Below are 12,119 nucleotides of genomic sequence, written 5' to 3'. Positions count from 1 at the left end.
GTGGACGGACCTGCAGAAGTGCGCGGCGCTACAGGCACTGACGAGGTGCAGCCGGTTGACTGGGAAGCATTGGAGGCAGCCGCCGTCGCGGCGATGCAGCACGCCTACGTTCCCTACTCGAAGTTCCCGGTGGGGGCCGCGGCCCTCACCGGCGACGGCCGGCTGGTCAGCGGCTGCAACGTGGAGAACGCCAGCTACGGCCTCACCCTCTGCGCCGAATGCGCGCTGGTGGGCAACCTGCACATGACCGGCGGCGGACTGCTCCGCGCGTTCTATTGCGTGGACGGGGAGGGCAACATCCTGATGCCCTGCGGGCGCTGCCGGCAGCTGCTGTACGAGTTCCGCGCTCCGGACATGGAGCTCATGACCACCCAAGGCATCAAGACGATGGACCAGGTGTTGCCCGACGCCTTTGGTCCCCAACACCTGGAGGAAACACCGTGACTGACAAGGCGGCACAGACCCACGCAGTGGACAACATTGCCGAACCGTTCGACGCCGTCGACATCATCCGCGTAAAGCGGGACAAAGGTGCACTGAGCCCGGAACAGATCGACTGGACCATTGACGCCTACACCCGCGGTGCGATTGCCGACGAGCAGATGGCGGCCCTGAACATGGCCATCCTGCTCAACGGCATGAACCGCACGGAGATTGCCCGCTGGACGGCGGCGATGATCGCCTCCGGCGAGCGGATGGACTTCTCCAGCCTGCGCAGGCCCGACGGCGGCCTGAAGTACACGTCGGACAAGCATTCAACGGGCGGTGTGGGGGACAAGATCACCCTGCCGCTCGCGCCCCTTGTGGCGGTCTTCGGGGTGGCTGTTCCGCAGCTCTCGGGCCGGGGGCTTGGCCACACCGGCGGCACGCTGGACAAGCTCGAGTCCATCCCGGGGTGGCGTGCTTCCCTCAGCAATGAAGAGATCCTGGCGCAGCTCCAGGACGTGGGCGCCGTGATCTGCGCCGCCGGTGCAGGCCTGGCGCCCGCTGACAAGAAGCTTTACGCGCTGCGGGATGTCACCGGCACCGTGGAGGCCATCCCCCTGATCGCCTCGTCCATCATGAGCAAGAAAATCGCTGAAGGGACCGGTTCGCTGGTCCTGGACGTCAAGGTGGGCAGCGGCGCGTTCATGAAGGATGAAGCCAGGGCACGCGAGCTTGCCGAGACCATGGTGGCGCTGGGCAAGGACGCGGGCGTCAACACCGTGGCGTTGCTCACCAACATGGACACCCCGCTGGGACTGACGGCGGGCAACGCCATCGAGGTTGAGGAATCCGTGGAGGTGCTGGCCGGCGGCGGTCCCGACGACGTCGTGGAGCTGACCGTGCGGCTCGCCGAGGAGATGCTCGCCTGTGCGGGAGTTACCGACGCCGATCCCGCCGCCGCGCTCAAGGACGGCCGTGCCATGGACGTCTGGAACCGCATGATCGAAGCCCAGGGCGGCGACCCCCGGGCCAAGCTGCCCGTTGCCCGCGAGTCCGAGGTGGTGTACGCCCCGGCGGACGGGGTGCTCGTGGAACTGGACGCCCTCGCCGTCGGTGTCGCAGCCTGGCGCCTCGGGGCCGGACGTGCCCGGAAGGAGGACGCGGTCCAGGCAGGCGCCGGTGTCCGGATGCATGCCAAGCCCGGTGCCCTGGTCCGGGCGGGGGAGCCGCTGATGACCCTCCTCACGGACACCCCGGAGCGGTTTGCGCGGGCCAAGGAAGCGCTGGAACATGCAGTCGTCATTGCACCGGAGGGATCCAGGCCGGCACAGCGGTTGATCATCGACCGAATAGCATAGGGATCCATGCAGGCCATCAATGACTTCATCCTCGCCGCAGCCGGACAGCCCTGGGTGCTGTTCGTCGTCCTTGCGTGCTGCATCATTGACGGCTTCTTTCCGCCCATTCCCAGCGAATCGGTGGTGGTGGGCCTGTCCGCAGTCGCCGCCACCGCCGACGTTCCCAACCCCTGGCTGCTGATGCTGGTGGCCGCGATTGGTGCCTTCTCGGGTGACAACATCGCCTACCTGATTGGCCGCCGGGTGGGTACCCGGCGCTGGTCGTGGATGCGCGGGCCACGGATGCAGAGCGCCTTCCGGTGGGCCGGTAGGGAACTGCGCAAACGGCCGGCGTCGCTGATCCTGGTGGCGCGGTTCGTCCCGATCGGCAGGGTGGCGGTCAACCTCACCGCCGGCGTAACCCACTATCCGCACCTGCGCTTCGTGGGCCTGACACTTCTTTCAGCAACCCTCTGGGCAGGGTACTCGGTGGGGATCGGGCTGTTCTTCGGCCAATGGTTCGAGGACAACCACCTGCTGGGGGCGGTCATCGCCATTGTGTGCGCGGTGGCGCTGGGGATCGTGGTGGACCTGGTCATCAACCGCGTCCGGCGGCGGCCGCCAATGGTGGAGCGGATGAAGGAACCCGAAGCGTAGGTGAAGCGTTGTTCCAGCAGGTGGGGGCGTAGCGAAGGCGCCCTGGCCATGGGACACTTAGACACGATTTCCGCCTGGCTGGGCCACCGACGGCCACGCCAAATTGCATAGGAGCAAGACCCGCGTGGAGTTTATTAATGAGGCCGTGCTCCATGCAGCGGGTCAGTGGTGGATCTACCCGCTCCTGCTGGTGTTCTTCTTCGTTGACGGCTTCGCCATGGTGGTCCCCAGCGAAACCCTGATCGTGGCACTGGCGGCCTTTTCCCGGCACAGCGGTGAACCGAACCTCTGGATCCTGGGCTTCACCGCCCTGGTTGGAGCCATCGCCGGGGACAACATGGCCTTCATGCTCGGCAGGCGCATCGGCCTGAAGCGGTGGAAATGGATGCGGCGCCCCAAAGTCCAGAAGGCCTTCAGCTGGGCCCGCTACGAGCTGGACAAGCGCGGCGCCGTGCTGATCTTCACCGCCCGCTACATTCCCTGGGGCCGGGTGGCCGTCAACTACGTTGCGGGCAGCACAGGATTCCCGCACCGCCGCTTCTTCCTGCTCGACGCTTTCGCCTGCATCACCTGGGTGGGCTACTCCATCGGCATTGGGCTCCTGGCCAGTTCATTTCCGTGGCTGCACCACAATCCGCTCCTCAGCGCCGGCATCGCGGTGGTCTTCGCCATCGTGCTGGGAGTCCTCCTGGACCATGTGCTCCGGCTGTGGCACAAGCACCTCGCCCGCAACGACGCCCAGGAGGTTGACGGGTGGCTCGACGGCGGCCCGGCCGGCGCCCGCGGCCCACAGAACGGCAGCGCGGCGCACTTTGCTTCCGCGGCCGGGGACGGCGAACCGGCAGCCAAGTAGCGGCTGGCTTTGGGCTCCTGCCCACCCTAAGGTGGGAACGTGACTGAGCCCATTGTTGACGCTGCCCCTGCCATCGATTTCGACCTGAAGAACTTGCCCAAGGTCTCCCTCCACGATCACCTGGACGGAGGACTGCGCCCGGCCACCATCATCGAGCTGGCGGAAGCCGTTGGGCACACGCTGCCTTCCACCGATCCCGTTGCGCTGGGCGAGTGGTTCCGCGAGTCCGCAAACTCGGGTTCGCTGGTCCGCTACCTGGAAACCTTTGACCACACCGTCGCCGTGATGCAGACCCACGAGGGGCTGTTCCGCGTGGCCAAGGAGTTCGTTGAGGACCTCGCTGACGACGGCGTGGTGTACGGCGAGGTGCGGTGGGCGCCCGAGCAGCATCTGCAGAAGGGCCTCTCACTGGATGAAGCCGTCGAGGCCGTGCAGGAAGGCCTTGAAGCCGGCGTCGAGGCCGTGGGGGAGGGCGGGCGCGAAATCCAGGTGGGCCAGCTCATCACCGCCATGCGCCACGCGGACCGCGGCCAGGAGATCGCCGAACTCGCCGTCCGCCACCGCAACAAGGGTGCCGTGGGCTTCGATATCGCCGGAGCCGAGGACGGCTTCCTTCCCTCCCGCTTCCGGGATGCCTTCACCTACCTTGCGCAGCACAACTTCCCCGCCACCGTCCACGCCGGCGAGGCCGCAGGGCTGGAGAGCATCCAGTCCGCGCTGGTGGACGGCCGCGCCCTCCGCCTGGGCCACGGCGTCCGGATCGCCGAGGACATCATGGTGGAGTTCGAGGACGACGCCGAGGACACGGTCGGCCTGGTGACGCTGGGGGACCTCTCCAGCTGGATCCGGGACCGCGGCATCGCCCTGGAAATCTGCCCGTCCTCCAACCTGCAGACCGGTGCTATTGCCGGCTTCGGCGAGGGTATCGAGAGCCACCCCCTGGACATGCTGTACCAGCTCGGCTTCAACGTCACCATCAACACCGACAACCGGCTGATGAGCGGCGTTACGCTGACGGACGAGTTCGACCTCCTGGTGGAAACCTTCGACTACGACCTCGACGACCTGCTGGAGCTGACCCTCAACGCGGCCGAAGCATCCTTCCTGCCGCTTGAGGAAAAGGAAGCCCTGGTGGAGTACATCAACGACGCCTACGCCAACCTTGGCTAGCCAGTCGGACGCGGGCAGCATCCCGGCAGGGGAGGTGCAGGAGCTTCTCTATGTGATTGCTGCCCTGCGGGAGCACTGCCCCTGGATGGGGGCGCTCACCCACGCATCCCTGGTGGAGTACCTTCTCGAAGAGGCCTTTGAAGTGGCCGAAACGATCGAGGCCGCCGCGCCCGCCGAAGAGCGGGACGCGGCCGGACTGGTGAATGCCCAGGGAATCGACGATGCCGAACTGCTGGGTGAGCTGGGCGACGTCCTGCTGCAGGTGGTGCTGCACTCCCGGCTCGCCGAGGAACGCGGCGCTTTCACGTTCGACGACGTCGCACGGGGCCTGAGTGCCAAAATGGTCCGCCGGAACCCCCATGTGTTCCATCCGGACGGCTCACTGCAGGACACCTTCCCCGCAACCGTGGAGGAAATCGTGCAGAAGTGGGACGCCGTGAAGCGCACCGAGCGGCCGGAACGGCAGGATCCGTTCGCGGGGATTCCCCAGGCGCTCCCGGCGCTCGCCCGGGCACAAAAATCCATCGACCGGGCAGCACGGGCCGGAGTTGCCCTGCCGCCTGCCGTTCCCGTCCCCGGAACGGAAGAAGAGCTCGGGGAGCTGCTGCTCGCCGTCGTGCATTCCGCCCGGGCCAGCGGATTCGATGCGGAGCGTGCCCTGCGCGGCGCCGTCCGGCGCTACCAGCAGCGCGTCCCCCAGCAGCACCACCAGGGATAGCCGCGCCATCATGACGTCCGGGCGCTGGATAGGTTTCCGTAACCCGGACCACTCTCGACTACGCTGGTCTGTGACGAGTACGTCGAGTCTTTCTGTTAGATCCCCCCGTTAATCGCCCATAAGGAGCAAATTCATGGCGCTTATCGATGCCATCCACGCCCGCGAGATCCTTGATTCCCGCGGCAACCCGACCGTAGAAGTTGAGGTCCTGCTCTCCGACGGCCAGATCGGCCGCGCAGCAGTTCCCTCCGGTGCCTCCACCGGCGAGCACGAGGCCGTTGAACTGCGCGACGGCGACAAGGGCCGTTACCTCGGCAAGGGTGTCCAGAAGGCCGTTGACGCGATCATCGACCAGATCGCCCCGGCCCTGACCGGCTTCGACGCCACCGACCAGCGCAGCATCGACCAGGCCATGCTGGACCTGGATGGCACCCCGAACAAGGGCAAGCTGGGCGCCAACGCCATCCTGGGCGTGTCCCTGGCCGTTGCCAACGCAGCCGCCGCCTCCGCCGACCTGCCGCTGTACAAGTACCTCGGCGGCCCGAACGCCCACGTGCTGCCCGTCCCGCTGATGAACATCCTCAACGGTGGCAGCCACGCCGATTCCGACGTCGACATCCAGGAATTCATGGTTGTCCCGCTGGGTGCCGAGACCTTCTCCGAGGGCCTCCGCTGGGGCGTTGAGGTCTACCACGCCCTCAAGTCCGTCCTCAAGGAAAAGGGCCTCGCCACCGGCCTGGGCGACGAAGGCGGCTTCGCACCGAACCTGCCGTCCAACCGTGCCGCACTGGACCTCATCCAGGAAGCCATCAAGAACGCCGGCTACACCCCGGGCAAGGACATTGCCCTGGCACTGGACGTTGCCTCCTCCGAGTTCTTCACCGACGGTGCCTACCAGTTCGAAGGCAAGTCCCTGACCTCGGCCGAGATGAGCGCTTACTACGCCGAGCTCGTGGCCGACTACCCGCTGGTGTCCATCGAGGACCCGTTGGACGAGAACGACTGGGACGGCTGGAAGACCCTCACCGATTCCATCGGCGACAAGGTCCAGCTCGTTGGCGACGACCTGTTCGTCACCAACCCCGCCATCCTGCAGCGCGGCATCGATACCAAGACCGCCAACTCGCTGCTGGTCAAGGTCAACCAGATCGGCTCGCTGACCGAGACCCTGGACGCCGTCAGCCTGGCCCAGCGTGCCGGCTACACCACCATCACCTCGCACCGCTCCGGCGAAACCGAGGACACCACCATCGCCGACATCTCGGTGGCCACCAACGCCGGCCAGATCAAGACCGGCGCTCCGGCCCGCTCCGAGCGCGTCGCCAAGTACAACCAGCTGCTGCGCATCGAAGAGGAACTCGACGACGCCGCACGCTACGCCGGCCGCGCCGCCTTCCCGCGTTTCAAGGGCTAGTAGCCGCGCAAAACAATCAGCGGTGGCTATGGTTGAAAGACCATAGCCACCGTTGCTGTTTCAGCAGCACGTGTCATAGCAGTACGTGTTCCAGCCCCGATAGTGGCGGCCCAGGCAGGCTGCGCGTTTCAGGAGTGTCATGGCTACCCGCCGTCCCAAAGTCCCCAAGGTTGCCCCAGCCCGTTCCGCACAGGAAGCTTCCGGCGACGCGGACGTCATCCGCGCAGACTTCGGCCCGGGCAAGGACGCGGGCTCCGGCGGGACACTCCGGGAACCCGCCGGTGCGCCGTCCGCCGCATCACCGGCGGGACGCCGGGAGCCGCACGGCCGCAAGGACGCCGGGCAGGCAACCCGCCGCAAGGGGAGCAGCCCCACCTCAGGCACGGCACAATGTGCCGGCACCGGAGCCGCAGACGAAACAGCAGAAGACCAGCAGCCCGTTCCGGCCAAGGCGTTCTCCGGACGGATGCTCGCACTGGCCGTGGTGATGGTTGCCATCACCATCATGCTCGCGCCCACAGTCAAGATCTTCTTCGACAAGAAGGCTGAGATCGACGCGCTGAACGCTGACATCGCTGCCCGCCAGGCCGAGGGCGACGCCCTCCGGCAGCAGGTCTCGCGCTGGCAGGACCCCAACTACGTGAAACAGCAGGCACGCGACCGCATTAACATGGTTATGCCGGGAGAAACCGGCTACTGGGTTTTCGGCAGCGACCTGCCGGCCGGAGAAGCCAGCAGCCAGCCCGGTACAGCAGCACAAGACCCCGCCGATCTGCCGTGGGTGGATTCCCTGTGGGAGTCCATCACGCGCGCGGCTACAGACTGAACCGCAACAGGAAGGACGGCCCGCCACAGTGGAACACAACACGGCAGCCGCCCGGGACGAATCCCGCCAGCCATCAGCACACGACCTTGAAGTACTGAGCCGCCAGCTGGGACGGCCGGTCCGTGACGTGGTGGAGATTCCTGCACGCTGCATCTGCGGCAATCCGCTGGTGGCCGCCACCGCTCCGCGCCTCAGTAACGGAACACCGTTCCCCACCACGTTCTACCTGACGCATCCGGTCATCACCTCAGCGGTCTCGCGGCTCGAAGCCGCGGGCGTCATGAACGAGATGAATGACCAGCTGGCCGCCGACGACAACTTGTCTGCCGCCTACCGCTCGGCCCACGACGCCTACCTGGAAGCCCGCAACGCCATCGGCGAACGCTCGGGGATCGGGGCCGTCCCGGAGATCGACGGCATCTCTGCCGGGGGCATGCCCACCCGCGTCAAATGCCTGCACGTACTGGTGGGCCATTCGCTGGCCGCCGGGCCGGGGGTCAACCCCCTGGGGGACGAAAGCCTGGACCGGATCAAGGAATGGTGGACCGCTGACAGGTGCTACTGCGAGGGAGCCTGGGACACCTCAGGTGAAGCCCCCTCGCGGGACCTCAGCCGCCATGGACCCCAGGGCCTGCCGGACATCGTCGGCCGGCCCGCTCCGGTCCGGAAATCCGCAGCCACTGAGGAGGCCCCGGAATGACGCGCGTGGCAGCCATCGACTGCGGCACCAACTCCATCCGCCTCCTGATCGCAGACATCGAACGCAGCAACGGGACCACAGCCCTGCATGACGTGGTGCGCGAGATGCGCGTGGTCCGGCTGGGCCAGGGAGTGGACGCCACCGGGGAACTTGCGCCGGAGGCCCTGGAACGCACCTTCGCCGCCACCGCGGATTATGCGCGGCTGATCCGGGACCATGGAGCAACAAAGGTCCGCTTCGTGGCAACCTCAGCCAGCCGGGATGCACGGAACCGGCACGTTTTTGTGGACGGCATCCGGAACCTGCTCGGCGTGGAACCGGAGGTGATTTCCGGCGACGAGGAAGCTGCCCTGTCCTTCGCCGGCGCCAGCAGCGTCCTCCCCATCCTGGATGGCCAGGAAGTGCTGGTGGTGGACCTGGGCGGCGGCAGCACCGAATTCGTGCTGGGCACGGCCAGCGGGGTCACAGCCGCAAAGTCCGTGGACATCGGATGCGTCCGCCTTACCGAACGGCACCTCCGGGACGATCCGCCCACTGCCCAGCAGATAGCAGCCGCGGAAGCCGACGTCGACGCAGCCATCACCCGCGTCCGCCAGGACGTTCCGCTGGAACGCGCCACCGCCGTCGTCGGTGTTGCCGGCTCCATCACCACCATTACCGCGCATGCGCTCGGACTGGCCGAATACTCGCCCGACGCGATCCACGGCGCCGAACTGCCCCTGGACACCGTGCGCGCCGCCTCCACGGGCCTGCTGGAAATGCCCCGGTCCCGGCGGGCCGCCCTGCCCTACATGCACCCCGGCCGGGTGGACGTCATCGGCGCCGGCGGGCTCGTGTGGCGGCGCATCCTTGAACACATGGGTGAGCTCACCGGCGGCCGCATTACCACCGCCACAGCCAGCGAGCACGACATCCTCGACGGCATCGCCCTGAGCATCGGCTGACCTGATGCACCTCGCTCTTCTCCGGACAGCCCGCCTGCCCCGCGCCGCAGCCTCAGCCCTCCTGGCACTGGTCCTTGCGGCGTCCTGCCTGGGCTTCGGCCTCTACTCCGCGCCCGCAGCGCAGGCGGATGAGTGGCGGGACAAACAGTACTGGCTAGCCGAGTCCGGCATCACCAAGGCCTGGGAGGTTTCCAAGGGCGCGGGCGTCAAGGTGGCCGTCATCGACAGCGGTGTGGACGCGGAGCACCCGGACCTGTTGGGCGCAGTGGCCGGGGGCTATGACGCGTCCGGTGCGGGCCGGCCGGACGGACAACAGGGCGTGGGCATCAAGCCGGAACACGGCACCCTCGTGGCCACCATGCTGGCAGGACGCGGCCACCAGCCGGCCAGCCCCAGCCCGAGTCCCAGCGCCAGCCCCACAGCTGCCCCCTCCAATCAGGCGCCCGATGGCATCGTGGGTGTTGCCCCGGAAGCCCAGATCCTCTCCGTCTCCACGTGGCTGGGTTCGGCCAATCCCTCGGGCAAGAGCGACCAGGACCAGATTCCCGAAGCCGTCCGCTGGGCTGTGGACAACGGCGCCAGGGTCATCAACATTTCATTGGGCAGCACCACTCCGCAGTGGCCGCAAAGCTGGGACGCGGCGTTCCTGTACGCGGAGCAGAAGGATGTGGTCATCGTTGCCGCTGCCGGAAACCGGGTGGGCGGCAATATCCAGGTGGGGGCTCCGGCCACCATCCCAGGAGTCCTCACCGTTGCAGGACTGGACCGGCAGGGCGCAGCAAGCGTTGACGCGTCCTCGCAAGGCATCAGCATCGGCGTGGCCGCGCCGGCAGAAAATTTGCTCGGCGGCCTTCCGGGCGGCGGCTACGCCGAATGGGCCGGAACTTCCGGCAGCGCTCCGATTGTTTCCGGCGTTGCTGCGCTCATCCGCTCCAAGTGGCCGTCCATGAGCGCGGAGCAGGTCATCAACCGCATTGTTTCAACCGCCAAGGATGCCGGTGCCCCCGGCAAGGACCCGCTGTACGGCTTTGGCGTGCTGAACGCCGAGGCAGCCCTGAAGGACACCGTCCCGGAGACTGCCGGCAACCCGCTGGGCTCCATCGCGGAATGGATCCGGGTACACCGCAGGGGAAACCTCGCTACTCCCGCCCCGCTCCCCACCACGGACGTCCCCAGCGCCGTCCCCACGCTGCCCGAAGCAACGGTGCCGGCAGCGGAGCCGCCGTCCCAGCGTGACAGCGCCATTGGCGCCTCCGTCGTCATCGGTTTTGGTGTGCTGTTCGTCGCCATTGTCGGGGCGGCAGCGGTCCAGCTGCGGCGAGCCGCCAGGAACCCTGCACTGCCCGGGGAGGATGCTGAGACCGGTGCCACGGAGACGGTGGAAACCGGCAACAAAACCTAGGTTGCAGGCCTCCCAGGCAGTTAGTGAAGATTTTCACAAAGTGTTGTATCCTTAAACCCATGGCAACCACCCCAGAGCTCCAGGACCGTCCCAGGGTACTCGTCGTCGGCGGCGGGTACGTCGGCCTGTACGTAGCACTCAAACTGCAGAAGAAGATCGCGAATGCCGGTGGCATCGTCACCCTCGTGGATCCACTGCCCTACATGACGTACCAGCCCTTCCTCCCCGAGGTGGCAGGCGGTAACATCGAGGCCCGCCACGCCGTGGTATCCCACCGCCAGCACCTCAAGCAGACCGAACTGATCCAGGGCCGCGTCACCTCGATCGACCACGCCAACCGGACCGCCGTCGTGGCGCCCGCTGACGGCGGCGCTCACTTTGAGGTTCCCTACTTCGACGTCGTGATGGCCGCGGGTGCCATCACCCGCACCTTCCCCATCAAGGGACTCGCGGACAAGGGCATCGGCCTGAAGACCATCGAGGAAGCCGTTGCGCTGCGCAACAAGGTCCTCGAGCGCATCGAGGTCGCCTCCACCATGACCGATCCTGCAGCCCGTGCACGTGCCCTCACCTTCGTGGTGGTGGGCGGCGGCTTCGCCGGCATCGAGTGCATCACCGAAATGGAAGACCTCGCCCGGGCCGCCGTCCGGAACAACCCGCGCATCAAGCAGGAGGAAGTCCGCTTCGTCCTGGTCGAGGCCATGGGCCGGATCATGCCGGAAGTTACCGCAAAGCAGGCGGAATGGGTTGTGGAGCACCTCCGCAGCCGCGGCATTGAGGTCCTCCTCAACACGTCCCTGGACAACGCCGAGGGCAGCCTGAAGCTCATCAACCTTCCGGACAAGACCCCCGCGCAGGAGTTCGAAACGGACACCCTCGTGTGGACCGCCGGCGTGCAGGCCAACCCCATGGTCCGCTCCACCGACTTCCCGCTGGAGCCGCGCGGCCGCGTCCGCGTCCTGCCGGACCTCCGCGTTGCCGGCGACGAAGGCATCATCGACAACGCCTGGGCAGCCGGCGACGTCGCCGCTGTGCCCGACCTGACCGGCAAGGGCCTCCCGGACGGCACCTGCGTTCCCAACGCCCAGCACGCGCTCCGCCAGGCCAAGCGCCTCGCCAAGAACCTGTGGGCCTCCCGCTGGGACAAGCCGCTGAAGGACTACAAGCACAAGAACCTGGGTGCTGTGGCTGGCTTCGGCCAGTGGAAGGGCGTTGCCAACATCAACCTGGTGGGCAGCATCGGACTCAAGGGCGCACTCGCCTGGCTGGCACACCGCGGCTACCACGGCATGGCGATGCCTACCTTCGAGCGCAAGTTCCGCGTGATCTTCAACTGGATCATCAGCTTCTTCACCGGCCGCGACACCACGCAGCTGATGGACCTGGACAACCCCCGCGGTGCGTTCGTAGCAGCAGCCACCCCGGCCCCCAAGCCGGCTGCCGCTCCGGCGCCGGCCCCGGTGGGCAGCGGTTCCGGTTCCTCTGTGACCTCCCCGGCCGCTGCTGAGGCCAAGGAAACGGTCTCGGCGAAGGCCAAGTAAAGGGCTGTACCGCCCCTGCGCTGCAATATACGACGGCGGCTGTCCCCTCTGCGGGGCGGCCGCCGTTTGCGTTCCTCGGCGTTTGCTCTTCAGCAGGGTGGCGTCCTGCTGCAGCGCTGCCGGCCGAGGCC

The 12,119-nt window shown here is 67.1% G+C and carries 12 protein-coding genes; all 12 read left to right on the top strand.

Going from position 1 to position 12,119, the window contains the following annotated elements; genetic code table 11:
• The 12 genes from ACKAE7_RS01895 to ACKAE7_RS01840 all read left to right on the top strand — a co-directional run bounded on the left by ACKAE7_RS01895 (position 1) and on the right by ACKAE7_RS01840 (position 11,988).
• On the top strand, positions 1 to 444 hold the full coding sequence (locus tag ACKAE7_RS01895) for a cytidine deaminase (RefSeq protein WP_408978372.1): 444 nt from the start codon (positions 1 to 3) through the stop codon (positions 442 to 444).
• Positions 441 to 1,784 (top strand): thymidine phosphorylase, encoded by a 1,344-nt coding sequence (locus ACKAE7_RS01890; RefSeq protein ID WP_408978371.1) that lies wholly within the window; start codon positions 441 to 443, stop codon positions 1,782 to 1,784. Before ACKAE7_RS01895 ends, ACKAE7_RS01890 begins: the two co-directional genes overlap by 4 nt.
• Positions 1,785 to 1,790: 6 nt before the next feature.
• Positions 1,791 to 2,420, top strand: a complete 630-nt coding sequence (locus tag ACKAE7_RS01885; RefSeq protein WP_408978370.1) for a DedA family protein — start codon at positions 1,791 to 1,793, stop codon at positions 2,418 to 2,420.
• Between the two features lie 124 nt (positions 2,421 to 2,544).
• Positions 2,545 to 3,273 carry a DedA family protein gene (locus ACKAE7_RS01880; RefSeq protein WP_104185400.1) on the top strand — a complete coding sequence of 243 codons (729 nt, stop codon included), beginning with the start codon at positions 2,545 to 2,547 and terminating at the stop codon, positions 3,271 to 3,273.
• A 39-nt stretch (positions 3,274 to 3,312) separates the two neighbouring features.
• On the top strand, positions 3,313 to 4,443 hold the full coding sequence (locus ACKAE7_RS01875) for an adenosine deaminase (protein WP_188809183.1): 1,131 nt from the start codon (positions 3,313 to 3,315) through the stop codon (positions 4,441 to 4,443).
• Positions 4,444 to 4,528: 85 nt separating this feature from the next.
• A complete protein-coding gene (locus ACKAE7_RS01870) occupies positions 4,529 to 5,161 on the top strand; it encodes a MazG nucleotide pyrophosphohydrolase domain-containing protein (RefSeq protein WP_408978399.1) in 633 nt (210 codons plus the stop codon).
• 133 nt (positions 5,162 to 5,294) lie between these two features.
• Positions 5,295 to 6,575, top strand: coding sequence for a phosphopyruvate hydratase (gene eno / locus ACKAE7_RS01865; protein WP_188809184.1), 1,281 nt, complete (start codon positions 5,295 to 5,297; stop codon positions 6,573 to 6,575).
• Positions 6,576 to 6,714: 139 nt separating this feature from the next.
• Positions 6,715 to 7,401 carry an FtsB family cell division protein gene (locus ACKAE7_RS01860; RefSeq protein WP_408978369.1) on the top strand — a complete coding sequence of 229 codons (687 nt, stop codon included), beginning with the start codon at positions 6,715 to 6,717 and terminating at the stop codon, positions 7,399 to 7,401.
• Between the two features lie 28 nt (positions 7,402 to 7,429).
• Positions 7,430 to 8,101, top strand: coding sequence for a DUF501 domain-containing protein (locus ACKAE7_RS01855; protein WP_188809186.1), 672 nt, complete (start codon positions 7,430 to 7,432; stop codon positions 8,099 to 8,101).
• On the top strand, positions 8,098 to 9,045 hold the full coding sequence (locus tag ACKAE7_RS01850) for a Ppx/GppA phosphatase family protein (protein WP_188809187.1): 948 nt from the start codon (positions 8,098 to 8,100) through the stop codon (positions 9,043 to 9,045). Before ACKAE7_RS01855 ends, ACKAE7_RS01850 begins: the two co-directional genes overlap by 4 nt.
• 4 nt (positions 9,046 to 9,049) lie before the next feature.
• Positions 9,050 to 10,447 carry a S8 family serine peptidase gene (locus tag ACKAE7_RS01845; protein WP_188809188.1) on the top strand — a complete coding sequence of 466 codons (1,398 nt, stop codon included), beginning with the start codon at positions 9,050 to 9,052 and terminating at the stop codon, positions 10,445 to 10,447.
• Between the two features lie 59 nt (positions 10,448 to 10,506).
• The gene (locus ACKAE7_RS01840) at positions 10,507 to 11,988 is read left to right on the top strand and encodes an NAD(P)/FAD-dependent oxidoreductase (protein WP_188809189.1); all 1,482 of its coding nucleotides are present in this window, start codon (positions 10,507 to 10,509) and stop codon (positions 11,986 to 11,988) included.
• The last annotated feature ends 131 nt before the right edge of the window (positions 11,989 to 12,119 follow it).

Origin of the sequence: Pseudarthrobacter sp. NKDBFgelt, from assembly GCF_046097905.1 — a bacterium.
Classification (GTDB): Bacteria; Actinomycetota; Actinomycetes; order Actinomycetales; family Micrococcaceae; genus Arthrobacter; species Arthrobacter polychromogenes.
This window is presented reverse-complemented; position numbering and strand designations above follow the sequence as displayed.